A 23,580-nucleotide genomic window follows, 5' to 3' on the forward strand; every position below is an offset into this window, starting at 1 on the left:
AAAGGCCATGTTGAAGGCCGTGTCGAAGGCCGGGGCAGGCAAGGGTCCGGTGTGGGCGCTTGGGGCGATGTCGGGCACCTCTCTGGACGGGGTGGATGCGGCGATGATCCTGACCGACGGGGAGCGGATCCTCGACTTCGGGCAGAGCGGATACCAGCCCTATACGCGGGCCGAGCGGGCCACGCTGGCGGATGCGCTGGGATGCTGGGGCGGGGAGGCGGCAGAGGCCGCGGCCGACGTGGTGGAGGCGGCGCATGTCACGCTTCTGTCGCGCTTCGCGGGGGCGGAGATCATCGGGTTTCACGGCCAGACGCTGGCGCATGAGCCGCGCGGGCGCGGCACCTTGCAGGTGGGCGACGGGCAGGTGATCGCCAATGCGCTCGATCTGCCGGTGGTGTGGGATTTCCGGAGCGCCGATGTGCGCCTTGGCGGGGAAGGGGCGCCGCTGGCGCCGTTCTATCATTTCACCTGCGCCCGGTGGATCGCGGAGCCGGGGCCGGTGGCGTTTCTCAACCTCGGCGGGGTGGGAAACCTGACGTGGGTGGACCCGCGCAAGGGGCGGCCGGAAGAGGATGGCGCGATTCTGGCGTTCGACACCGGGCCGGCGAATGCGCCGCTCAACGATTTCATCGGCGAGCGGCTTGGGCAGGACTTCGACCGCGACGGGGCGCTGGCGGCGCGCGGCCGTGTGGAGGAGGGCGCGCTGGAGCTGTTCCTGGCCGAAAGCTATTTCGCACGAATGCCGCCCAAATCGCTCGACCGGAACGATTTTTCCGAGATGATCGGGCTGGTGCGCGAGCTGTCCGATGCCGACGCGGCGGCCACGCTGACGGCGATGTGCGCGGCGGCGGTCGCGCAGGGGATGGAGCATTGCCCGGAGCCGCCGTCACGCGTTCTGGTGACGGGTGGCGGGCGACACAACCCGGTGCTCATGGAGATGTTGCGCGTATCGCTCGACTGTCCGGTGCTGCCCGTGGAGGACGTGGGGCTTGATGGTGACATGCTCGAAGCGCAGGCCTTTGCCTTTCTCGCGGTGCGTGTGGCGCGGGGCATGGCCACCTCCGGCCCGGCGACGACAGGGGTGCGGGCGCTGGTGGGGGGCGGGACAGTGTCGCGCCCCGAGGACGGCTGAGCCGGGCGGGCGATATCCCGCCCTTGGTGCGGGGGGTCGGAATGGGGGCTTGTAGACGGGGCAGAAGCCCCCCATCTGTAATGCAGGACTATGTGGTCCGGAAGTCGCGGACGCGAGCGGTTGCTCGCGAGATCCGGACTTTGGCGACTCTCACCATATTCAAGAAGGATCTGTCATGACCCGTTTTACCAAATTGATTGCCGCAGGTGTCGCGGCCAGTACGCTGGCGGCCTGCAATATGACATCGGATCAGGCCACTGTGGTCGGAGTCGCTGGTGGCGCCGCGTCGGGGTTGATCCTGGCCGAGGCCTTTGATGCCAATGACAACTGGCGCCTCATTTCGGCGCTCGGGGGCGCGGCCGCAGGCACGATGGTGGCGCATAACACGCGGACCGATCAATGCGCCTATGCGCGCGGCGATGGGACGTATATCACGCGGCCCTGCAACTACTGATCCACGCCTGACAATTGGCGGCCCGCGCGCGGCGCGGGCCGCCATTGCGATCGTTCAGCGCAGGATCGAGGCGCCCGCATATTGCGCCGTCTCACCCAGCAGTTCCTCGATCCGGATGAGCTGATTGTATTTCGCCAGCCGGTCGGAGCGGGCCAGCGAGCCGGTCTTGATCTGTCCGCAGTTGGTGGCCACGGCGAGATCGGCGATGGTGGCATCCTCGGTCTCTCCCGAGCGATGCGACATCACGTTCGTCATCCCGGCGCGATGCGCCATGTCAACCGCGCGCAGCGTTTCGGTCAGGGTGCCGATCTGGTTGACCTTCACCAGCATGGAATTGGCGCAGCCCTTCTCGATTCCGGCGGCCAGCCGGTCGGGGTTGGTGACAAAAAGATCGTCGCCGACAAGCTGCACCTTGCCGCCGAGCGCGTCTGTCAGCGCGCGCCAGCCGTCCCAGTCATCCTCGGACATGCCATCCTCGATCGAGATGATCGGGTAGTCGTTCACCAGCGCCTGAAGATAGGCGACATTCTCATCAGAAGTGAGGGATTTCCCTTCTCCGGCAAGGACATACCTGCCATTCTTGAAGTATTCGGTGGCGGCGCAGTCGAGGGCGAGGAAGATGTCCTCTCCGGGGCGATAGCCGGCCTTCTCGATGGATTTGAGGATGAAGTCGAGGGCGTCGCGGGTGGAGTTGAGCGCGGGAGCGAAGCCGCCCTCGTCCCCCACGCCGGTGGCCAGCCCGTTGGCGGCGAGTTCCTTCTTGAGGGTGTGGAACACCTCGGCCCCCATGCGCACGGCGTCACGGATGCTGCCGGCGCTGATCGGCATGATCATGAATTCCTGAATGTCGATCGGGTTGTCGGCATGCTCGCCCCCGTTGATGATGTTCATCATCGGCACCGGCAGGACGCGCGCCGAGGTGCCGCCGACATAGCGATAGAGCGGCTGCGCGGTGAAATCGGCGGCCGCGCGGGCACAGGCGAGCGAGACGCCGAGAATGGCGTTGGCCCCAAGACGGCCCTTGTTGGGGGTGCCGTCAAGCTCGATCATTGTCTCGTCGATGGCCACCTGCTCTGTCGCGTCGAACCCGGCGAGCGCTTCCGCGATCTCGCCATTGACGCAGGCCACGGCCTCCAGCACGCCCTTGCCGAGATAGCGGGCGCTGTCGCCGTCACGCTTCTCGACCGCCTCATAGGCGCCGGTGGAGGCGCCCGAGGGCACGGCGGCGCGGCCCTGCGTGCCATCTTCGAGGATCACGTCAACCTCGACCGTGGGGTTGCCCCGGCTGTCGAGGATTTCGCGGGCGTGAATGTCGATGATCGTGCTCATGTGAATGTCCCTGAAGCTGCGGTTCGGTTGCGCGCAGCTATAGCAGCAGGTGGAGGATTGTAAAACGAACCTGTCCTTGCGAACGGGCCCTATTTCGCTGTGTTAGGGCTATCAGCGCGATGTTTGCGCAAACGGCTCAGAGCGGTCCGGGTGTGAGCGCGGCAGCGCGGCGCGCCCGGCGGTAGAGCCGGTTCTCGCGCCAGACGGTGTAAAGCCCGGTGGCGATGATCAGCAGCGCGCCTGTGAGCGTGAGCAGGTCGGGCCGTTCGCCAAAGACCGCCATCCCGACGAGGATGGAAAAGATCAGGCGGGTATAGCGGAACGGCGCGAGCGCGGATGCCTCGCCCATGCGCATGGCGGTGACGATGCCGTAATAGCCGAAGATCCCGAAAACCACGCCCGTCAGAAGCATCGCCACATCCGTCGGGGCGAGCGGGGCCGGGCGCGCCGGCGAGATCACAAGCATCAGCCCGCCCGCGAGAACCAGCACCGCGAATCCCTGAAACGACACCACGAGCGAATCCACGTCCTTGTCGATCTGGCGGGTCACAAGGTCACGGACGGCGATGGCGATGACCGAGATCAGCACCCAGAGCACGTTGGGATTGAACCCCTCCAGTCCCGGACGCACGATCAGCAGCACCCCGGCAAAGCCGAGCGCGATGGCCGTCCAGCGCCGCCAGCCGACCTTTTCACGCTGAAACAACGCGGCGCCGGCGGCGATGGCGAGCGGGGTGGCCTGAAACACCGCCGCGACGGTGGACAGATCCACGCGCGCCAGCGCGGTGAAGAAGGCCATCGCGGCAACCCCGTCGGAGGCCGCGCGCACCAGAGAGGCGCGGCGCCACGCGGCGGCGGCGAACAGGCGCTTGCGGCGCAGCAGGGCGGCGGCGGCGAAGGCGCCCGAACTCAGCGCGCCGATCATGATCAGGATCTGGCTTGTCGGCAGGGTCGTGGACAGTTGCTTGATGAAACTGTCCTCGATGGTGAAGGCCGCCATCGATAGCACCACCAGAAGGATGCCTTGCAGGTTGTTCATGGCGGGCCTCGCGCGTTCGGGAAGGGGCGCGCCGGCTGCGGCGCCTTGTCACAGATGCCCCGATTTGCGGCGGCGTGGCAATATCACAGGGCATGAAAACCGCTGCTGTCGGGGATCACGGTTTGTGATGGTTCCGGATCAGGCGGCCACGTCCCGGGGGCGCAGCAGCAGCCATATGAGCGCGCCGCCCGCCAGCGCGAGGAAGGGGGCCATCGCGAGGTTCACGGCGGTCCATCCGGCCTCCGGCGTGCCGCCGGAGCAGTTCATCAGCCCGCCGCTGGCAAGGCTGGCCATCGTCACGCCGCCAAAGACGATCAGGTCGTTGAGACCCTGCATCCGGCCCCGCTCGCTCGCGTCGTGGGCGCCGGCAAGCATGGTGGTCGCGCCGATGAAGCCGAAGTTCCAGCCCACGCCGAGCAGGATCAGCGCGATGAAGAAATTCTCGATTTCAACACCTTGCAGGGCCACGGCGCCGGCTCCCGCGAGAATCAGCAGGCCGAGCGCCACGATCCGTTCCACGCCGAATCGCGCGATCAGGTGCCCGGTGAAGAAGGAGGGCACATACATCGCAAGAACATGGCCGGTGACCACGTCGGCGGCGTTGTTCTGATCGAAGCCGCAACCAACCACGGCGAGCGGGGTGGAGGTCATCACCAGATTCATCAGCGCATAGGAGACGGTGGCGCAGATCACCGCCACGGCAATGCGCGGGGTGGTGATCAACTCCCACCGCGAGCGGCCCTTGGGCGCGTCGGCGCTTGGCGGTATCGGGCGCGGGATGTTGATGAAGAGAAACAGCAAAGAGCCGATCACGTTGATCGCGATCACCGCCAGATATGTCCCGAGGAAGGGAATCACCATCGCCTGACTGGTCACTTTCACGAGCTGCGGGCCGATCACCGCCGCGAGAAGCCCGCCCGCCATGACATAGGAGATGGCCTTGGGCCGGAAGGCGTCGGAGGCGGTGTCGGCGGCGGCAAAGCGGTAGAACCCCTGCGCCGACATATACATGCCGGTCAGAAGCGAGCCGAGCAGAAAGACGGGAAAGCTGTGCAGATAGAGCCCGTAGGCGCCGATTGCCCCGCCGAGCGCGCCGCCCGTCGCGCCAAGCATGAACCCCGCGCGGCGGCCGAATTTCTGCATGATGGCGGAGATCGGCGTGGCTGAAAGCATCGAGCCCAGCACGATGAGCGAGATCGGCAGCGTGGCAAAACAGGCATTTGCCGCCAGCGATTGCCCCGCCAGCCCGCCGACGACGAAGATCATCGGCATCTGCGCGCCGAGGAATGCCTGCGCGAGAACGAGAATGAACACGGTGCGCCGCGCGCGGCTGTCATCGACTACCTGGGTCATATGCGAATGGCTATATCCGTTTCCCGGGGAAGAAAAGAGGGCGGCGGCGGGTTTGCGCGAATTTTGGTTTGCAAGTGCCCCATCCGCGGATCGGGCATTGCAGGCCGGGCGCAGGGCGGGTTGAATGGCGCGGCGAACAAGGGGAGAACCTGAATGGTCGGACGCATCATAGAAACGCCCGATTGCGTGGCCGAAGGGGCCGTGTGGCTGGCCCGGCAGGAGCCGCGCTTTGCCCATGCGCTGGAGCAGACGGGCCCGCTGCCGCTGCGCCGGCGGGCCGACGGGTTCAAGGAGCTTCTGAACGCCATCGTGAGCCAGCAGGTGAGCGTGGCGGCCGCCGATGCGATCTGGGGCCGGATGCGGGCGGCGCGGCTGACCGGGCCGCGCAAGATCCTCTGGGCCAGCGACGAGGATCTGCGCGCCTGCGGGCTGTCGCGGCAGAAGATCCGCTATGCCCGTGCGCTGGCGGCGGCGCGGATCGACTATGCCGCGCTGCGCGAGGCCCCGACCGACGAGGTGGTTGCCACGCTGACCGAAGTGCCGGGAATCGGGATCTGGACGGCGGAAATCTATGCGATGTTCAGCCTTGGACGGGCGGATGTCTTTGCATCGGGCGATCTGGCCTTGCAGGAATCGGCGCGTCTTCTGTTCGATCTGGAGGACCGCCCGAAGGAGCGTGTCCTGCGCGTGATGGCACAGGACTGGTCGCCGTGGCGGGCGGTTGCGGCGCGGCTTTTGTGGGCCTACTACCAGGTGGCCAAGGACAGGGAAGGGATCAGATGACACGGGTATTGAACACGCAGCGCAAGGAGCCGGTTTCGGGGTCGAAACGTTCTGTCGTGATTTTCCTGCACGGCTACGGGGCGAACGGACAAGACCTGATGGGGCTGGCCGATCCGCTGTCCGAGCATCTGCCCGATACGTTGTTTCTCGCCCCCGATGCGCCGGAGGCCTGCGCCGGGGCGCCCTTCGGGTTCCAGTGGTTCCCGATCCCGTGGATCGACGGGTCGTCCGAGGAGGAGGCCGAGATGGGGATGCGGGCGGCGGTCAACGATCTGAACGCCTTTCTCGACGCGGTGATGGTCGATGAGGACGTGCTGCCCGAGCAGGTGGTGCTTTTCGGCTTCAGCCAGGGCACGATGATGGCGCTGCATGTCGCGCCGCGCCGCGAGGACGAGGTCGCGGGTGTCGTCGGCTTTTCGGGCCGCATCCTCGCGCCCGAGCTGCTGCGCGATGAGGTCGTGAGCCGCCCGCCCATCCTTCTGGTGCATGGTGATGCGGACGAGATGGTACCGCCTCAATCGCTGCCCGAAGCGGCCGAAGCCTTGCAGGAGGCTGGATTCCGCGATGTCTTTGCCCATGTCATGAAGGGCACCGGCCACGGCATTACGCCGGACGGTCTCAGCGCGGCGCTGGCGTTCATGCGCGACAAGCTGGGGCTATAGGACACGGGCACCGGCGCCGCGGGGGCCGGGCCGGATAGGGACCACCTGGAGGCACGGGCATGACGCAGGACCAGATCATCCTTTTTTCACTGTTCGTCGCAGTCTTCGTGCTGCTGATCTGGGGACGGTTTCGCTATGACCTTGTGGCCTTCACCGCGCTGATGTTCGGGGTGATTGTGGGCGTGGTGCCGACCGATCAGGCGTTTTCCGGTTTCGGTCATCCGGCCACGATCGTGGTGGCGCTGGTTCTGGTGATCTCGGCGGGGCTTGTGCGGTCGGGCGCGGTCTATCTGATCACCCGCACGATGGTGGACAGCGCGCGGGGCCTTGGCACGCATATCGCACTCATGGGCGGGATCGGCGGTATCCTGTCGGCCTTCATGAACAACGTGGCCGCCCTGGCCCTTCTGATGCCGGTGGACATCCAGACCGCGCGCAAGGCGGGCCGAAGCCCCGGCCTCTCGCTCATGCCGTTGTCGTTCGCCACGATCCTTGGCGGGATGGCGACGCTGATCGGAACGCCGCCCAATATCATCATCGCCTCGATTCGCCAGGAATCGCTTGGCGAGTCCTACAAGATGTTCGATTTCGCCCCGGTGGGCGCGCTGGTGGCATTGGCGGGGCTGATTTTCGTGGCGCTGATTGGCTGGCGTCTGATCCCGGTGCGCGACGATGCCGTGGCCAAGGTGTCCGATCTTGCGGAGTATATCGCGGAGTTGACCGTGCCGGACGAGAGCAAGCATATCGGCAAACGGCTCAGCGAGTTGCAGGAGACCGCCGACAAGACCGACGTGGCGCTGATCGGGCTGACCCGCGACGGCAAGCGGCGCTATGGTGCGGCGCGCAACTCTCTTCTTCAGGCCGAGGATTGTATCGTTCTGGAAGGGCGGCCCGAGGCGATCGACGAGTTCCGCGCCGCCACATCGCTCAACTTCTCGGATGATGAGCGCGAGGAGAAGCTGAAGGCGGCGGGAGACGGGCTTGATCTGATCGAGGCGGTGGTGCCGGAGCATGCGCGGATCGTCGGCAAGACGGCGCAGTCGGTCGGGCTGACATGGCGGCAGGGGGCGCTCTTGCTGGGCCTGTCACGACAGGGTCAGCGACTCAAGCGTCTGATTCGCCAAACCTCGATCAAGGCCGGTGACATCGTTCTTCTGCTTGTGCCCAAGGACCGCGGCAGCGAAGTGACGCACTGGCTCGGCGTTCTGCCGCTGGCCAATCGCGGGCTGTCGGTGACTCAGGACAGCAAGACATGGATGGCCATCGGGATCTTCTTCGTTGCCGTGGCGCTGGCGTCCTTCGGGGTGCTTTACCTGCCGATTGCGCTTGGGTGCGTTGCCGTGGCCTATGTGATCACGCGGATCATCCCCATTACAGAACTTTACAACGAGATCGAGTGGCCGGTGGTCGTGCTTTTGGGGTCGATGATCCCGCTTGGCGCGGCGCTGGACGAGGCGGGGGGCACGGAACTGATCGCAGATGCGCTCGTGGGGTTGACCGCAGGGTTTCCCGCATGGGCGGTTCTTGCGGTTCTCATGGCGGTGACGATGACGCTTTCGGATGTGCTCAACAATACGGCCACGACCATCGTCGCCGCCCCGGTGGGAATCGAGATGGCGCGGATACTGGACGTGTCGGCGGACCCCTTCCTGATGGCGGTGGCGGTGGCGGCCTCTTCGGCGTTCCTCACGCCCATCGGGCACAAGAACAACACGCTTGTGCTTGGTCCCGGCGGCTATCGCTTCGGCGACTACTGGCGCATGGGGCTGCCGCTGGAGGTCATCGTGGTGGCGGTGGCCGTGCCGGCGATCCTTGTGTTCTGGCCACTGTGAAGAGTGGGCGCTTGTGCCCTAAAGCGGCCAGAGGAAGGGAATGACCACGCTGGCCAGCAGCCCGACCGACAGGTTGAGCGGTATGCCCACGCGCAGGAAATCGGTGAAGCGATAGCCGCCGGGGCCGTAGACCAGCATATTGGTCTGATACCCGATCGGGGTGGCGAAACTGGCCGAGGCGGCGACCATCACCGCGATGACGAGGGGGCGGGCGTCGATGCCCATGACCTCTGCCAGACCGATGGCGATGGGGGTGACGACCACGGCCACGGCGTTGTTGGACACCAGTTCCGTCAGCACCGAGGTCAGCAGGTAGATCGCCCAGACCACGAGGAAGGGCGGCAGCATCCCGAGAAAAGGCGCCAGAGCCTCGACGATGAGCGTCACGGCGCCTGAACTTTCCAGCGCGGCGCCAATGGCGAGCATGGCGAAGATCAGCGCCAGAAGCCGCCCGTCCACGAAGGAAAACGCCTCGTCGGCGTCGATGCAGCGGGTGGCCAGCACCAGCGCAACCGCAAGTATTGCCAGAAGGAAGATCGGCGCGACGCCAAAGCCCGCCAGCGCCACCAGCCCGATGAGCGCAAGCAGCGCGATAGGCGCGTGACGGCGGCGGTATTCACGTTCCGTGGGCTTGTTGACCTCGACCATGTCCATGTCGCTGGCAAGGCGCTGAATATCCTCGGGGGTGCCTTCGAGCAGAAGCGTGTCGCCGACGCGCACCACCAGCTCGTCAAGCTGGCGGCCGATGTTCTGGTTGCGGCGATGCACGGCCAGCGGATAGACACCATAGCGCCGCCGAAGGCGCATCGAGCCGAGCCGCCGGCCCACCATGCGGCAGCCGGGGGTGATCAGCACCTCCACCGTGGTGGTTTCCACCGCCGAGACCTGATCCACGCGCCGCAGGGACTTGTCGCGTTGCAGGCTGAGCAACTCGGTCATTCGTGTGCGCAACACCACCCTGTCGCCCACTTCGAGCGTGACGCCATCGAGGTTGCGGCGCAGTGACAGATCGCCCCGGACCACATCCACCAGCCGCACGCCATCGCGTTTGAACAGTTGCACGCCCGTGACTTCGCGCCCGATCAGGTTGGAATCGGGGGGGATCACCGCCTCGGTGAAGAATTTCATGCGCGAACGATCCGACAGCAGGTCGGCCATGCTGTGACGTTCAGGCAGCAGGCGCGGGGCGATCAGCCGCAGATAGATCATGCCCCAGGCCACGAGGACGATCCCCAGCGGGGTGATTTCGAAAATGCTGAACGGCGCGAGACCGTGGGTGCGCGCGACGCCATCGACCAGAAGGTTGGTCGATGTCCCGATGAGCGTCAGCGTGCCGCCGAGGATGGCCGCATAGCTCAGCGGAATGAGCAGTTTGCTTGCCGACGTGCCCAATGTCCGGGCCAGTTGGATGAAGACCGGGATCATCACCACCACCACCGGCGTGTTCGACACCACCGCCGAGGCGAGGACGACAAAGGCGATCAGCATGGCGATGGCCAGCCGCGGGCGCACCGAAGCCTGTTTCTCGGCCATTCGGGTAAAGCTCGACAGCGCGCCGGTGCGCACCAGCGCGCCCATCACGATGAACATCGCGGCAATGGTCCAGGGCGCGGGGTTCGACAGCACCGAAAGCGCACCCTCATAGGGCAGAACGCCAAGCACCAGCAGAACCGCGACGCCGATGATCGCCACCACCTCTGTCGGGAAACTCTCGCGCAGGAACAGCAGGAACATCACCGCCACCGTGGCCAGCGTGATGCCCGCCTGCATATTCTGCGAAAACTCGAACAGACCCATGACCCCTCCGGACCCCGCCTCAGCCGCCAACATTGCCCGGCGGCACGATCGGGGCAATAGCCACCTTGCGCCGTGGTTGAACAAGCGCCATCCCGACAAGGATGATGCCCATCGCCAGCCATATCCAAAGCGAATAGCGTTCGTGCAAAATCAGCATCGACCAGAGCACGCCCGCGCCCGTCACGATATAGGCGACCTGAGCGGCAAAGACCGATCCCGCCTGACCCATCAGCCACACGTATCCGGTATAGACGGCCACATGCACGAGCGAAGTGATCAGAATCGCATATTCCGGTGCATTCCAATCGGTGAAGGGGGAAATGAACTGTCCCGAGATCACCGCCAGCGGTAGTGCGATGAAAATCCCGAGAACCGATGCACCAAAGAGGACATGGCCGGGACCAAGACCCTGCGTGCCCCATTTGGCCACGATGTTACCCTCCACCGCGTAGCAGAACGGCGCCACGAGCGCGATCGGCAGCCACCAGACCATCGACGGGTCCGGCATGCTGTCGGGATTCGCAAGGATCACGACACCGACCAGACCGACCACGAGCCCGGCCATGCGCGGCAGGGTAAAGCGGTCAATGCCAAGCCAGAGCGCGATGGGAAAGGCGAAGATCGGCACGAGCGACAGCATCACCGACAGAACGCCCGCCGGGAGGTGTATCGCCGCGCGATAGGAAAAGCTGTTGGGCAGAAGCGTGCCGACAATCGCGATCAGCACGAAGGTGCGCCAGTAGGGCAGGGCGAGCGAAAGTGGCTTGCCCTGCGCGCTGCGCAATGTGCCAAGCACCGTCGCGCCGATCACCAGTTGCCAGAATATGATTCCCAGCGGCTGATACCCCTCGGAGACCGCGATCTTGTTCAGGGGCTGTGAGAGGCCCCAGCCCGCCCCCAGCACCAGCAACATGCCGAAGAGCGCAACCGGGCTTGTCATTGGGCCGGTTCCGACTGCGGCAGGCGCCCGCCCAGACGCACCATGTCGATTCGTGTGGCGATGCCGGTGCGATCATCTGTTTCAAGGTAGACGCCCGACAGCGTGACATCTCCGACCGCAGGCGTGAAACGCCCCTTTGCCATGCCGGTGACGAAGCGGCGCAGGGGTTCGGTCTTTTCCATGCCGATGACGGAATCGTAATCGCCGCACATGCCCGCATCAGACTGCAGCGCAGTGCCGCCCGGCAGGATCTGGGCGTCGGCGGTGGGCACATGGGTGTGGGTGCCGACGACAAGGCTCGCCCGTCCGTCGCAGTAGTGGCCCATGCCCATCTTTTCCGATGTCGCCTCGCAGTGCATGTCCACGATGCTGGCCTGCACCATGCCACCGCGCGGATGGCTGCGCAGCACCTTGTCGATGGCCGAGAAGGGATCGTCGAAGGGCCGTTTCATGAAGACCTGACCCAGCACCTGCGCCACCAGAACCTTGCGCCCGCCGCGCGCTTCGAACACGCCCGCGCCGCGCCCCGGCACATCGCCATGCGCGAAGTTGAGCGGGCGCAAAACACGCGGTTCGGTCTGGATGAATTGCAGCATGTCCTTGTGATCGAAGGCGTGATCGCCCAGCGTGACCACGTCGGCGCCCGCCTCCAGCAGCACCTTTGCATGATCGCCGGTCAGCCCCATGCCATTGGAGGCATTCTCGCCATTCACGACCACGAAATCGAGCCGCCACGCCTCGCGCAGCTTTGGCAGTCTTTCCATGACGGCGGCGCGGCCCGCGCGGCCCATCACATCTCCGAGAAACAGAATTTTCATGTGTGTTGCGTAATTCGCTTCCCGCGCATGAGCAAGTGGCACCTTTGCCGCCGCCGTGTTTTTGAGCAGGCGAGAGGCAGAGCGACGCAGGCAGGAGGCGGCCCGGAGATCAGAAGCTGTGGACGCCGGATTCGGTGATGATCAGGTCAAGCGGCTGATCCGTCGGCTCCAGCGGGAGGCTATCGGCCTCCTGCGCATCAAAGGCAAAGCCCACGGCCAGCGTGGGGCGATGCGCGCGCAGCATCTCCAGCGTGCGGTCGTAGAATCCGCCGCCATACCCCAGACGCCCGCCCTGCGCGTCGAAGGCGACAAGCGGGACGATCACGATCTCCGGTTCGAAAAACACGTCCTCCAGCGGCACCTGCGCGCCGAAGGGCCCCGCTCTGAGTGGCCCGGCCGGTTGCCAGCTGGAGAATTTCAGCGGCAGGCCCGCCCCCTCGATCACCGGCACGCCGACGGGTCCATAGGCGGCGGCCTCGGCCATGGCGGCGCGGGGGTCGATCTCTGTGCGGATGGGCAGGTAGCCGGCCAGCGGCACACCGCGATATCCGGCCAGAAAGGCGGACAGATACGCCGATTGCCCGGGCTCTGCCGTCTCGAAGGCGACCTTGCGACGGGCGAAGGCGGCCTTGCGCGCGGCGGCCTTGACGACGGAAAGATCGGCCGATGAAAAATTGGTCATAGCAGAATCCATGAGGCGAGCCCCAGGAAGGCGAAAAAGCCGACCACATCGGTGATTGTGGTCACGAAAGGCCCGGAGGCCAGCGCCGGGTCGATCTTCATCCGGTCGAGAAACATGGGAATGACGATTCCGCCAAGCGCGGCCGAAATCTGCGTCAGCAGCATTGCCAGCCCGATCACCGCCGCCAGCATCGGCACCCCGAACCAGAACCCGGCCACCAGCGCCATCAGAAGTCCGAAAACCAATCCGTTGAGCGCTCCGACCGACATCTCGCGCACCACAACGCGCATGGCGTTCTGGGCCGTCAGGTCACGGGTGGCGAGCGCGCGCACCGCGACGGTCATGGTCTGGGTGCCCGCGTTCCCCCCCATCGACGCGACAATCGGCATCAGCACGGCGAGTGCGACCATCTGATTGATCGTCTCGGCGAACATGTCGATCACCAGCGAGGCAAGAATCGCGGTCAGCAGGTTGACGAAAAGCCACAGCGCGCGCCCCTTCGCCGCCTCGAAGATGGTGTCCGACAGGCTCGATTCTTCATGCACACCCGCAAGGCGCATGATGTCCTCTTCATGCTCTTCATCGAGCACGGACATCGCGTCGTCGATGGTGATCACACCTACAAGCCGCCCCTCGTCATCCACCACGGGGGCTGAAATCAGGTGATACTGATTGAAGGCATAGGCGACGTCAGCCTCGTCCTGAGTGGCGGGAATGACCTGGAACATATCCTCGACCAGATCCCTGAGCGGCGTGGCGCGATAGGCGGCCATGATTTTGCCCAGCGTGACATTGCCCACCGGGTGCATGCGCGGATCGACAAGGATCACATGATAGAACTGTTCCGGAAGCTCCGTGGAATTGCGCATGAAATCGATGGCGTCGCCGACGGTCCAATGCTCGGGCGCGGCAATTGTCTCGCGCTGCATCAGGCGACCGGCGGAATACTCGGGATAGCTGAGCGCCTGTTGCACCGCGACGCGGTCGGCATCTTCCAGCGCGCCGAGAATAACCGCCTGCTGCGGCGCGTCCATATCCTCGACCAGATCCACGACATCGTCGGAATCCAGATCGCGCACCGCGTCGGCTAGAATTTCGGGGTGGAGCGCCGCAATCACCTCTTCGCGGATGCTCTCATCAAGCTCTGACAGGATGTCGCCATCGAATTCGCGGTCATAGAGCTGCACCAGCCGCCGCCGGTCGGAGGCGCTGATCTGCTCCAGAAGATCGGCGATGTCGGCGGGGTGGAGCGGCTCCATCCACTCGGTGAGCTGCGCACGGTCACCCGCTTCCACCGCGCCGAGAATCGCGGCTACGGTGCGCCGGTCAAGGCTGTAAGCGGCCTCTTCATGGTCAGAATCGGGCAGGTCCTGATCGATGTCTTCGGTCATGTCGCCACCCCTCTTGCCGTCTGGCGGGACATTAGGTGGATTTGGCTGGAAAACTCAATCCTGAAAGGGCAAATTGCCGGGAAAACTGCGGGTTTCGCAGCGTCTTGAAAAGGAATCTCCGAATGCGCGACACGGTGCTTTTACTGGGACAGACCCTCTCCTTCGATACCTCTCCGTTCGGCACTGCGGTGCAGGACGCGGCCCGTCATGAGCGGCGCGGCGCGGTGCTGATCGAGAACGGGAAGGTCGCGGCGACGGGGCGGGCCGAGGATCTTTGCGCGGCCCATCCGCAGGCGGCGCGGCGCGATTTCGGCGACGGGCTGATCATGGCGGGATTTGTAGATGCCCATGTGCATTATCCACAGACCGGGATCATCGCGAGCTGGGGCAAGCGGCTGATCGACTGGCTTGAGAGCTACACTTTCCCCGAGGAGGTGCGCTTTGCCGATCCGGCCTATGCGCGGCAGGTGGCGGCGCGCTATCTGGATCTGACGGCAAGCCATGGCACGACGACGATGGCCAGCTTCTGCACCATTCACCCCGCCTCGGTCGATGCGTTCTTTGCCGAGGCGCAGGCGCGCGGGCAGCGGGTCGTGGCGGGCAAGACCTGCATGGATCGCAACGCGCCGGAGGGGCTTCGGGACACGGCGCAGAGCGCCTATGACGACAGTCGCGCCTTGTTGCAGCGCTGGCACGGGGTGGACCGGCTTGAATATGCCATCACGCCGCGGTTCTCGCCCACCTCCACGCCCGAGCAGCTTGAGGCGATGGGGGCGCTCTGGGCAGAGCATCCGGCGTGCCTGATGCAGACCCACCTGAGTGAGCAGACCGACGAGATCGCCTGGGTGAAAGAGCTATTCCCGAAGGCGCGCGACTACCTTGAAACCTACGAGATGTTCGGGCTTCTGGGCGAGCGGGGGCTCTACGGGCACGCGATCCACCTTGAGCCACGCGAGCGCGCGGCCTTGTCCGAGATCGGGGCGTCCTTGATCCATTGCCCGACATCGAACACGTTTATCGGATCGGGCCTGTTCGACATGGCCGGGCTGATCGCCGAGGGGCCGCGTATCGGGCTGGCCACCGATACCGGCGGAGGGTCGAGCTTTTCGATGCTGCGCACCATGGCGGCGGCCTATGAGATCGGCCAATTGCGGCACAGCCCGCTGCATCCCGCGCAGCTTTTGTGGCTGGCGACGGCCGGATCGGCGGCAGCGCTGCACATGGGCGACCGGATCGGCAACCTCGCACCCGGGATAGAGGCCGATCTGGTGGTGCTCGATCTGGCCTCCACCCCCGATATCGCACAGCGGACGGAGCGGGCCGACGATCTGTGGGAGGCGGTCTTCCCCACGATCATGATGGGCGACGACCGGGCTGTATCAGAGGTATTCATTGCCGGGCGGGCGATATCGGAGAGGTGACGGCGCGGCACAGGTTCCGACAGGCTGACAAAAAGCCTGCGGTGAGATGAGGAAACCTTGCGGTCGCCCCCTGGGCTGTGGATGTGTGGTCGGGTTCATTTTGTGAGGGTACATGGAAAAGCTGCATCGAAGTGTCAGGCTCTTGTATCAGGGGCGCAGCCGGAGGGCGCAGCGGTTTCGCTATGGCCTTATCGTCTTTGACACGCTGACCATCCTCTATTTCATCATCACGGCGGCGATGTCTCCGAGCCTGCTTCTGACCGTGGTGAACACGGTGTTGGGGGGGCTCATCCTGCTTGATTTCAGCGCCCGGCTCTGGGTGGCCGAGAACCGACGCAAGATGCTGATGCAGGTGTATACGATCGCGGACGCCGTTGTGATCGTATCGCTACTTCTGGCACCGTTTTTCGCGGATGACCTGGCATTCCTGCGAATTCTGCGGGGCTTGCGGCTCATTCATTCCTATCACCTGATCCGCGATCTCAGGCGCGAAAGCCGGTTTTTCCGGCTGCATGAGGACGCTGTCTATGCGGCGGTCAACCTTTTTGTCTTCATCTTCGTGACCACGTCATTTGTCTTCGTTCTGGCCTTTGACGACCGCGCGGGCATCGCGGCCTATGTCGATGCGCTTTATTACACAGTGGCGACGCTGACCACGACGGGGTTCGGCGACATCACCCTGCCAACGACGGGCGGCAAGCTTCTGTCGGTGTTCATCATGGTCGTGGGGGTGGCGTTGTTCGTGCAACTGGCGCGGGCGATCTTTCAGCCGTCCAAAGTGCATTACAAGTGCCCTGAATGCGGCCTGACACGGCATGATCCGGACGCCATCCACTGCAAGCATTGCGGCACGTCGCTCAAGATCGAGACGGAAGGCAGCGACGGGAATTGACGGGTCTCGCTTGCAGGGTTCAGTTGGCCCTTGCTCGAACGACGGGAAGAAGAAGCGCCTCTTCGAGCGCATCGAAGATGAAGGCCCCGGCCGTGCGCACGCCGCGCCCCTGGGTTTCGGTTGCCACGAGCCGCGGATAGAGCGCGGCGAGACGGATGTACCGCCCGTGCCCCGTCAGATCGTCGGTTTCGATCTGCGAAATATCGATCACCTGCACATTCGAACGCTTTGCGGCGGCAACGACGCGCGGGTCGTCAACCGCGAGCGCCCCGAGACGTGGTCGTTGTGCCGACAAACGCCCCGATAGCGCGAGCGCCCGGTCATCCGGTGAGACGAGTGCGACAATCGGTTCTTTCATTGTGCCGATGACCTGCATCTGGGAATCGAACACATGGATGTCGATATCGGGCGCGGCGAGAATCACGTCAAGCCGGTCGAGAACATGCCGCGCCCCCCGAAGCTTCAATGTGCGCAGCGCCTCGATCGACAGCCATGCCCCCATGCTGTGGCCGAAAAGCAAGGTCCGACCGGTGCCGTGGTTCATGTCGGCCAGCAGGTCCGCCAGGGCATCCCGCGAAAAGCTGGCGCCCTCCCGGTCCGCGACATACGCCAGAGGGTGCGCGTCCGAGGGCCAGGCAAAGAGCACGGGCACGCCGTCGATATTGGCATCCGCCGAGATCTGGGCCAGTCGGAACAGCGATTCCTGAAAACTGTAGTTGTAGCCATGCACGAAAACACCGGCGGTCCCCGTCTGTGACTGCCTACTGTTGCGCCTGATACCGGCAAGAAAGGTGCCACGATCGAGTTCGGTTCTTTCGACGACGGTGAAATCGGTTCGTGGATCGGCCTCTCCGCTCGGAAACTCGATTTGACCGGGCTCATGTGTGGGCGGGATGGACACGTCATAGACCGCATAACTCAGTTCAGACGCGCGTTCGGCGGAATATCCGATACCGGACGCCTTGGCGCGCGTCGTCGCGACATAGATTTGCATCACCTGCCCGGATGCGGCGGAAGAGCCCACGGGTTTGAGAACATCGGGGCCGGGGCGCGGGCTGCATCCAGCGAGAATCAGAGCCGCCGCACAGTACAACAGCATCAGGCGCAAAACGTGCCATCCTCGACTCTGTTGTGACATGTTTGGCACCCTTGCCGGATTCTGATACGCTGATTTCGCTTTATTGATTATAGATGGTGCGCGCCAGATATTCCTAGGAAAGAACAGGGAATCCGCGGAGATTTTCGACGGGGTGTTGCCACATCGGCGAGGAGATGCCGGGATCCGTGTACCGGGAAGAAATCCAGGTGGTCGTCGGTTCTCTGGCGCTCTATCTTGAGGTCGGTTACAAGAACAGCGCCCGGAAAGGATTGTCTTCGTGAAATTACCCCGTCTGGTCGTCGCAATTGCCAGCAGCGTCGCCTTTCTCGGGGTGACCTTGCCCGCTCATGCGTTCGAGACGTTCGATATCCGGGTGATCGGCACAGAGGAGTCGGAGCTGCGCGGCAGGTTGCTGAGTGCCTCGGCCCTCTCGGCGGCGCAGCGCGACAATGTTTCCGACGCGCAGGATGTGATGTCCGCGGCTCTGAGCGATTATACCCGTATGCTGGAGACCCTCTATGCCTCGGGGTACTATGGCGGCACGGTCTCGATCCGTGTGGATGGTCGTGAGGCCGCGCAGATTCCGCCCTTGCAGCGCCCTGATGCGATTCAGGCCATCGAGGTGCGCGTCGATCCCGGCCCGCCGTTCCGTTTCGGGGTGGCGCAAGTTGCGCCCCTGCCGGGAGGCGTGCAGTTGCCGGAGGCGTTTCGCCGCGATGAGAGGGCACGCGCCGATACCGTGCGCGCGGCAGTCGACACGGGTGTGGAAGGCTGGCGCAAGGCGGGGCATGCGAAGGTCGAGGTCGCCGATTCCTCCCTGACCGCAGATCACGCCCGGCAGATTCTCGATGCGCGGGTGAGGCTCCTGCCCGGACCTTTGGTGCGTTTCGGATCGCTGCGGGTCACTTCGCAAAGCAATGTGCGACAAGAAAGGATTCGCCAGATCGCGGGGCTGCCGGAGGGTGAGCGGTTTTCGCCCGAGGCGCTCGAGGCCGCCGCCCGCCGCCTGCGCCGCACCGGGGCGTTCCGGTCGGTCGCGCTCAGCGAGGGGGAGACCCTTGGACCCGGCAATACCATGGATGTCGACGTGCAGCTTGTCGATGAAAAGCCCCGCCGCTTTGGTGCAGGGGCGGAACTGTCCTCGCTTGAGGGGCTGACACTATCCGGGTTCTGGCTGCACCGGAACCTGTTGGGCGGGGCAGAGCGGTTTCGGGTGGATGCCGAAGTGTCCGATATCGGCGCCCGCAGCAGCGGAATGGATTTCAGCCTCGGTGCCCGGCTGGAGCGACCGGCGATCTGGGGACCCGATACCGATCTGTATCTGGAAACGGAGCTTGAATATCTCGATGAGCCAGCCTTTCGCACAGACCGGATCATGGCAGGGATCGGTGCGCGCTGGAGGATATCGGAGACGCTGACTTTCGATCAGGGCATTGCAGTGGAACACGAGCGGGTGCGCGACGTATTCGCCCGGCGGCTCGGTCCGGGCAGACGTGAGATTACGCTGGCCACCTTTCCCGCCCGTCTGACGTGGGATCGGCGCGATGACATTCTTGATGCAACTGACGGCACCTATCTGCGGGCCGGGCTGAAGCCCTTTGTCAATCTGGGCGGAAGCGCGGACGGCGCGCGCCTGTCGTTTGACGGGCGCGCCTATCGCAGCCTTGACGGTGACGGCGATTTTGTGCTTGCAGGCCGGATGCAGTTCGGTGCGCTGTTCGGGCCGTCGCTGAATCGCGCGCCTGCCGACTACCTGTTTTACTCGGGGGGCGGTGGCACGGTGCGCGGCCATCCCTATCAGTCGCTCGGCGTCGATCTTGGGGGCGGTGACATGACTGGCGGGCGCAGCTTTGTCGGGTTGTCGATGGAGTTGCGCGCGCGCGTGTCCGGCAACATCAGTGTCGTGGGATTTGCCGACGCGGGCTATATCGGCAGCGAGAGTTTCTATGACGACAGTGGAGAATGGCACTCCGGTGGTGGGGTGGGTCTTCGCTATGACACGCCGGTGGGGCCGATTCGATTGGATCTTGCCGGCCCGCTCTCGGGAGATACAGGCGACGGAATGCAACTCTATATCGGGATCGGGCAGGCTTTTTGATGCGCTGGCTATGGCTTTTGATACTGTGTTTCTGGCCGGTCATGTCCCTTGGGCAAAGCGACTCAGAGGCGCGTGACAGGGGAATCCTGCAATCCTTTCTGGAGGACAATCTGTCCGCCATGGGGCGACAGGTTCGGATTGAAGGGTTCGCCGGGGCGCTGAGCGGGCGCGCCACGATCGATACGCTGACGATTGCCGATGACGAGGGGGTGTGGATCACGCTGCGCGGTCTGGTTCTGGACTGGAACCGCGCCGCCCTTTTGCGAGGGTCACTTGAAGTGACGGAGCTATCGGCCGAGGAGGTCGATTTGCCCCGTCTGCCGCGGGGTGAAGAGCGTGATGTGCCCGAACCGGCCGCGCGCGGGCCCTTTGAACTGCCCGAGCTCCCGGTCGCGGTGCATGTCGATGCCTTTAAACTGGCGCGGGTTGCGCTTGGTGCGCCTTTGCTTGGCGAAGAGGTGACGCTTGCCGTGGATGGTGAGGCGCAGTTGGAGAGTGGCGAAGGAACGGCGGATCTGAGCATCCGGCGCACCGACGGTGCGCGCGGTGAATTGACGTTGTCTGGGCAATACGTGAACGAAACACGCCACCTTTCCGTGGACCTCGCCCTTGAAGAGGCCGCAAACGGAATTGCAGCGCGGCTTCTGGATCTGCCGGGCCGGCCCGCGCTTGAGTTGCGGATTGCCGGCGATGCGCCGCTGGACGACTTCGCCGCCGAGGTTGCCTTGCGGACAGACGGCATTGAGCGTCTGTCGGGGGCGGTCACTGTACGCAGCACAGGCGAAGCGGAAGAGACCGGGCAGGCCGTGTCGGCGCGGGAGATCGGGGCGGATCTGCGCGGCGATCTCGCACCGTTGTTCGCCCCGGATTTCGCCCCCTTCTTCGGGGACGAAATTGCGCTTGTCCTGACCGCGCGCGAAATGCCGGACGGGCGGCGGGTGCTGGACACTCTCGATCTGACCGCCCGCGCCCTGCGGATTTCGGCAAAGGGGGCCATCGCGGCAGATGGCTGGCCCGAGACATTGTCGTTGACGGGCACGATTGCCGACCCCGAAACCGGGCGCGTTCTATTGCCTGCCGGGGCGGGCGGAGTGGCTTTGTCAGGTGCGGAGATCACGGCGCGTTATGATCGCGCCGCCGGGGAGGGCTGGCAGTTTGACGCGCGTGCCGATGGAGTTGAGCTGGACGACAACAGGATCGGACGGCTGTCCTTGACCGCGCAGGGCGCCCTGCGCGTGCCGCAAGATGGCACAACGGGGGCCGTGACAGGTGAACTGAGTCTTGATGCGGACGGGGTGCAACTTGCCGATGACGCGATGGCGGATGCAGTTGGCTCCCGGATCGGGGGGGATCTCTCGCTGAACTGGGAGGAGGGCGCCCCTCTGACCTTGACGGGGTTGACGCTTCAAGGGGAGGACTACGGGGTGTCCGGCGAGGTCGCGCTGTCGTTGTCGGGGGAAGGGCTCGAGATTCCGACAACCCTTGATCTGACGTTGGATGCCCGCGACCTGGGCCGTTTTTCGCGCCTTGCGGGGCGATCCCTTGCCGGTGCGGCGAAGCTTGCCATTGCCGGGAACGTGTCCCCGGTCGCGGGCACCGCCGATCTTCGTGTCCGAGGCACGACAAGCGATCTTGCATTGGATCAGCCTCAGATTGATCCTCTTCTGGAGGGGGACGCCAGCCTGCGTTTCGGACTGGTCCGCGACACCGATGGCAGCCGGGTGGAGGACCTTCTGCTGCAAAGCGATCATGCCCGGATCAGCGGCGCAGCCCGGCTTGGCCCGGCCGATGGCGAGGCTGAACTCAACGCCGAGATAGAGAATCTTTCGCGCGTCATAGCGGGGGCCGAGGGGCCCGCGCAGCTTGCGCTTGAAGCGACGGGGCAGGAGGGACGCTGGCAGGTCAACGGGACCACCAGCCTGCCCGGCGGAACGGAGTTGCGGTTTGACGCGACGCTGACCGGCCTGAACGGAGATGACCCGCAGATCACTGGCCGGTTGACCGGACAGATCGACAGCATCGCGCCCTATTCGGATGTGGCCGGGCGGCCTCTCGGGGGGGCGGCAGAGATCGAAGCGGACGTGTCGGCCAGCCTCGACACCCTTGCGGGGCAACTTTCACTGGAACTGAGAACGCGTGATCTGGTGTTCGATAGTCCCAGTGTCGATCCGCTGTTGCGCGGCGAGGGGGTGGTCAGTGCCCGTCTGACCCGCGCCACCGATGGGCGCCTGAATGCGGAGGAGATCGTTCTGGACACGCCGGAGGTGTTAGCGCGGCTGTCCGGAACGATGACGGACTCCACCCAGGAAGTGAAGTTCGAGGCCAACCTGCGGAACGCCGCAGTGATCGTTCCCGATCTTGGCGGTCCGATCTCTGCCAGCGGCACCGCACGGCGAGGCAGCGGAGACTGGGAGATCGAGTTTGACGGCTCCGGGCCCGGCGGGGCCGCGCTATCCGTGACCGGAGAGCTTTCGCCCGATGTGCGGCGCGGCGACTTGCAGATCCGGGGTGCGGCCCCGCTCGGTCTTGCCAATGCACGGCTGCGCCCTCGTTCGCTATCGGGGATGGCGCGCTTCGATCTTGCGCTGAACGGGCCGCTTGCGCCCGGCTCTCTGTCGGGCAATGTCACTGTTCAGGGTGCCCGTGTCACGCTTCCATCGCTTTTCATCGCGCTGGGGGAAATTGACGCGGAGGCGCGACTTTCCGGTGGTCAGGCGCGGATCACCAGCAGCGGTACCGTGTCGACGGGCGGACGGTTTTCCGGCGATGGTGTGATCGGGTTGACCCCGCCGTTCAACGCCGATCTGTCATTGACGCTGACCGAGGTGGTGCTGCGGCAGGCGCGGCTCTATCAGACCTCCGCCTCTGGCAACGTGACGGTGCAGGGCGCGCTGGCGGGCGGTGCGCGCATCGGCGGAGAGTTGACCCTCGGGACGGCGGAGCTGCGCCTGTCCGACACTTCGGTTCTGCGATATTCCGGCTTGCCCGGACTGGTTCACATCAATGAGCCGGCTGATGTGCGGCGGGTTCGTGAATGGGCGGGGCTGCTTGGTCAGGGTGGGCGAGAGGCGGCTGGCCCGGCCTATCCTCTCGATCTTCTGATCCGTGCGCCATCGCGAATCTTCGTTCGGGGGCGGGGCCTTGACGCGGAACTTGGGGGGCAACTGCGGCTTGGGGGCACAACCGCCGACATTCAGCCGTCGGGCCGGTTCGAACTGGTCCGTGGTCGGTTCGATATTCTGGGCAAGCGTCTGACGCTGACCGAGGGGCTTCTGACGCTTCAGGGCGCTTTCGATCCCTTTGTTCGCTTCGCGGCCACAACCGATGCCGAAGGCGTGGCGATCCGGCTCGCCATCGAAGGACTGGCCAGCGCGCCGGAGTTGACTCTGACATCGGTTCCGGAACTGCCTCAGGATGAGATCCTGTCGCTTTTGCTGTTCGGGCGGGACGCCACGCGCATCTCGCCGCTTCAGGCGGTGCGGCTTGCCTCTGCGCTGCGCACGCTGTCGGGGGCGGGGGGCACCGGGGTGACAGGCCAACTGCGGCGCACCTTCGCGCTGGACGATCTGGACGTGACCACGGATGAAAGCGGAAACGTCGAGGCGCGCGCCGGGAAATACCTGTCGGAAAACATCTACTCCGAAGTATCGGTCAACGGAGCCGGAGAGACCGAGATCAACCTCAACCTTCAGGTGTCCCCCGACATCACCGCGCGTGGTCGACTGGGAGAGGATGGGGAGACCGGTATCGGCCTGTTCTTCGAAAGAGACTACTGAGCGCAGAAAGTCAGACACCCCGGCGCAGGTCTGGACAAATTGTCTGCATTGCGCGCGGTCAAGGTCATTTTGTCCATTTTTA

At 64.8% G+C, this 23,580-nt stretch carries 18 protein-coding genes; 9 read left to right on the plus strand and 9 right to left on the minus strand.

The window, feature by feature from the left end:
* Positions 1-7 precede the first annotated feature (7 nt).
* Positions 8-1,132 carry an anhydro-N-acetylmuramic acid kinase gene (locus BMW66_RS06265; protein ID WP_093116575.1) on the plus strand — a complete coding sequence of 375 codons (1,125 nt, stop codon included), beginning with the start codon at positions 8-10 and terminating at the stop codon, positions 1,130-1,132.
* A gap of 175 nt (positions 1,133-1,307) precedes the next feature.
* The gene (locus BMW66_RS06270; RefSeq protein ID WP_093116577.1) at positions 1,308-1,586 is read left to right on the plus strand and encodes a glycine zipper 2TM domain-containing protein; all 279 of its coding nucleotides are present in this window, start codon (positions 1,308-1,310) and stop codon (positions 1,584-1,586) included.
* A gap of 54 nt (positions 1,587-1,640) precedes the next feature.
* Here the strand turns inward: BMW66_RS06270 and eno are convergent, their stop codons facing one another.
* The 3 genes from eno to BMW66_RS06285 all read right to left on the minus strand — a co-directional run bounded on the left by eno (position 1,641) and on the right by BMW66_RS06285 (position 5,307).
* Entirely contained in the window at positions 1,641-2,915 is a 1,275-nt protein-coding gene (gene eno, locus BMW66_RS06275) for a phosphopyruvate hydratase (RefSeq protein WP_093116579.1), read from the minus strand.
* Between the two features lie 136 nt (positions 2,916-3,051).
* Positions 3,052-3,954, minus strand: a complete 903-nt coding sequence (locus BMW66_RS06280; RefSeq protein ID WP_093116581.1) for a DMT family transporter — start codon at positions 3,952-3,954, stop codon at positions 3,052-3,054.
* Positions 3,955-4,092: 138 nt separating this feature from the next.
* Positions 4,093-5,307, minus strand: coding sequence for an MFS transporter (locus BMW66_RS06285; RefSeq protein ID WP_093116583.1), 1,215 nt, complete (start codon positions 5,305-5,307; stop codon positions 4,093-4,095).
* Positions 5,308-5,460: 153 nt separating this feature from the next.
* Between BMW66_RS06285 and BMW66_RS06290 the strand changes: the two genes are divergently transcribed.
* The 3 genes from BMW66_RS06290 to BMW66_RS06300 are packed head-to-tail and all read left to right on the plus strand — an operon-like array spanning position 5,461 to position 8,584.
* The gene (locus BMW66_RS06290) at positions 5,461-6,090 is read left to right on the plus strand and encodes a DNA-3-methyladenine glycosylase family protein (RefSeq protein WP_093116585.1); all 630 of its coding nucleotides are present in this window, start codon (positions 5,461-5,463) and stop codon (positions 6,088-6,090) included.
* Complete coding sequence (locus BMW66_RS06295; RefSeq protein ID WP_093116587.1) at positions 6,087-6,752, plus strand: alpha/beta hydrolase; 666 nt, start codon at positions 6,087-6,089, stop codon at positions 6,750-6,752. Before BMW66_RS06290 ends, BMW66_RS06295 begins: the two co-directional genes overlap by 4 nt.
* A gap of 59 nt (positions 6,753-6,811) precedes the next feature.
* Positions 6,812-8,584, plus strand: a complete 1,773-nt coding sequence (locus BMW66_RS06300; protein ID WP_093116589.1) for an SLC13 family permease — start codon at positions 6,812-6,814, stop codon at positions 8,582-8,584.
* A gap of 18 nt (positions 8,585-8,602) precedes the next feature.
* Here BMW66_RS06300 and BMW66_RS06305 read toward each other — a convergent pair whose 3' ends face one another.
* The 5 genes from BMW66_RS06305 to mgtE form a co-directional block, all read right to left on the minus strand.
* Positions 8,603-10,381, minus strand: coding sequence for an SLC13 family permease (locus BMW66_RS06305; RefSeq protein ID WP_093116752.1), 1,779 nt, complete (start codon positions 10,379-10,381; stop codon positions 8,603-8,605).
* A gap of 19 nt (positions 10,382-10,400) precedes the next feature.
* Entirely contained in the window at positions 10,401-11,321 is a 921-nt protein-coding gene (locus tag BMW66_RS06310; RefSeq protein ID WP_093116591.1) for a DMT family transporter, read from the minus strand.
* On the minus strand, positions 11,318-12,139 hold the full coding sequence (locus tag BMW66_RS06315; protein ID WP_093116593.1) for a TIGR00282 family metallophosphoesterase: 822 nt from the start codon (positions 12,137-12,139) through the stop codon (positions 11,318-11,320). The genes BMW66_RS06310 and BMW66_RS06315 overlap by 4 nt, the downstream gene beginning before the upstream one ends.
* 109 nt (positions 12,140-12,248) lie before the next feature.
* Positions 12,249-12,821 carry a 5-formyltetrahydrofolate cyclo-ligase gene (locus BMW66_RS06320; RefSeq protein WP_093116595.1) on the minus strand — a complete coding sequence of 191 codons (573 nt, stop codon included), beginning with the start codon at positions 12,819-12,821 and terminating at the stop codon, positions 12,249-12,251.
* Positions 12,818-14,212 carry a magnesium transporter gene (mgtE, locus tag BMW66_RS06325; protein ID WP_093116597.1) on the minus strand — a complete coding sequence of 465 codons (1,395 nt, stop codon included), beginning with the start codon at positions 14,210-14,212 and terminating at the stop codon, positions 12,818-12,820. The genes BMW66_RS06320 and mgtE overlap by 4 nt, the downstream gene beginning before the upstream one ends.
* Before the next feature lie 122 nt (positions 14,213-14,334).
* Here mgtE and guaD point away from each other — a divergent pair, with 122 nt between their 5' ends.
* Together guaD and BMW66_RS06335 are read left to right on the plus strand one after the other, a co-directional pair.
* On the plus strand, positions 14,335-15,633 hold the full coding sequence (gene guaD / locus BMW66_RS06330; protein ID WP_093116599.1) for a guanine deaminase: 1,299 nt from the start codon (positions 14,335-14,337) through the stop codon (positions 15,631-15,633).
* Between the two features lie 112 nt (positions 15,634-15,745).
* Positions 15,746-16,525, plus strand: coding sequence for an ion channel (locus BMW66_RS06335; protein ID WP_093116601.1), 780 nt, complete (start codon positions 15,746-15,748; stop codon positions 16,523-16,525).
* A gap of 19 nt (positions 16,526-16,544) precedes the next feature.
* On the opposite strand, the gene BMW66_RS06340 is transcribed toward BMW66_RS06335, so the two are convergent.
* On the minus strand, positions 16,545-17,663 hold the full coding sequence (locus BMW66_RS06340) for an alpha/beta hydrolase (RefSeq protein WP_093116603.1): 1,119 nt from the start codon (positions 17,661-17,663) through the stop codon (positions 16,545-16,547).
* Between the two features lie 238 nt (positions 17,664-17,901).
* Between BMW66_RS06340 and BMW66_RS06345 the strand changes: the two genes are divergently transcribed.
* Together BMW66_RS06345 and BMW66_RS06350 are read left to right on the plus strand one after the other, a co-directional pair.
* Complete coding sequence (locus tag BMW66_RS06345; protein ID WP_093116605.1) at positions 17,902-19,722, plus strand: autotransporter assembly complex protein TamA; 1,821 nt, start codon at positions 17,902-17,904, stop codon at positions 19,720-19,722.
* Complete coding sequence (locus BMW66_RS06350) at positions 19,722-23,498, plus strand: translocation/assembly module TamB domain-containing protein (protein ID WP_093116607.1); 3,777 nt, start codon at positions 19,722-19,724, stop codon at positions 23,496-23,498. The genes BMW66_RS06345 and BMW66_RS06350 overlap by 1 nt, the downstream gene beginning before the upstream one ends.
* The last annotated feature ends 82 nt before the right edge of the window (positions 23,499-23,580 follow it).

This window comes from Salinihabitans flavidus, assembly GCF_900110425.1.
GTDB classification, from domain to species: Bacteria; Pseudomonadota; Alphaproteobacteria; order Rhodobacterales; family Rhodobacteraceae; genus Salinihabitans; species Salinihabitans flavidus.

What these genes read in the sequence shown, in the direction of transcription:
- BMW66_RS06315 (WP_093116593.1), bottom strand. Translation starts at nt 12,139, where the DNA reads ATGAAAATTCTGTTTCTCGGAGATGTGATGGGCCGCGCGGGCCGCGCC.
- BMW66_RS06340 (WP_093116603.1), bottom strand. Translation starts at nt 17,663, where the DNA reads ATGTCACAACAGAGTCGAGGATGGCACGTTTTGCGCCTGATGCTGTTG.
- BMW66_RS06280 (WP_093116581.1), bottom strand. Translation starts at nt 3,954, where the DNA reads ATGAACAACCTGCAAGGCATCCTTCTGGTGGTGCTATCGATGGCGGCC.
- BMW66_RS06270 (WP_093116577.1), top strand. Translation starts at nt 1,308, where the DNA reads ATGACCCGTTTTACCAAATTGATTGCCGCAGGTGTCGCGGCCAGTACG.
- BMW66_RS06310 (WP_093116591.1), bottom strand. Translation starts at nt 11,321, where the DNA reads ATGACAAGCCCGGTTGCGCTCTTCGGCATGTTGCTGGTGCTGGGGGCG.
- guaD (WP_093116599.1), top strand. Translation starts at nt 14,335, where the DNA reads ATGCGCGACACGGTGCTTTTACTGGGACAGACCCTCTCCTTCGATACC.
- BMW66_RS06335 (WP_093116601.1), top strand. Translation starts at nt 15,746, where the DNA reads ATGGAAAAGCTGCATCGAAGTGTCAGGCTCTTGTATCAGGGGCGCAGC.
- BMW66_RS06350 (WP_093116607.1), top strand. Translation starts at nt 19,722, where the DNA reads ATGCGCTGGCTATGGCTTTTGATACTGTGTTTCTGGCCGGTCATGTCC.
- BMW66_RS06295 (WP_093116587.1), top strand. Translation starts at nt 6,087, where the DNA reads ATGACACGGGTATTGAACACGCAGCGCAAGGAGCCGGTTTCGGGGTCG.
- eno (WP_093116579.1), bottom strand. Translation starts at nt 2,915, where the DNA reads ATGAGCACGATCATCGACATTCACGCCCGCGAAATCCTCGACAGCCGG.
- mgtE (WP_093116597.1), bottom strand. Translation starts at nt 14,212, where the DNA reads ATGACCGAAGACATCGATCAGGACCTGCCCGATTCTGACCATGAAGAG.
- BMW66_RS06290 (WP_093116585.1), top strand. Translation starts at nt 5,461, where the DNA reads ATGGTCGGACGCATCATAGAAACGCCCGATTGCGTGGCCGAAGGGGCC.
- BMW66_RS06285 (WP_093116583.1), bottom strand. Translation starts at nt 5,307, where the DNA reads ATGACCCAGGTAGTCGATGACAGCCGCGCGCGGCGCACCGTGTTCATT.
- BMW66_RS06300 (WP_093116589.1), top strand. Translation starts at nt 6,812, where the DNA reads ATGACGCAGGACCAGATCATCCTTTTTTCACTGTTCGTCGCAGTCTTC.
- BMW66_RS06265 (WP_093116575.1), top strand. Translation starts at nt 8, where the DNA reads ATGTTGAAGGCCGTGTCGAAGGCCGGGGCAGGCAAGGGTCCGGTGTGG.
- BMW66_RS06305 (WP_093116752.1), bottom strand. Translation starts at nt 10,381, where the DNA reads ATGGGTCTGTTCGAGTTTTCGCAGAATATGCAGGCGGGCATCACGCTG.
- BMW66_RS06320 (WP_093116595.1), bottom strand. Translation starts at nt 12,821, where the DNA reads ATGACCAATTTTTCATCGGCCGATCTTTCCGTCGTCAAGGCCGCCGCG.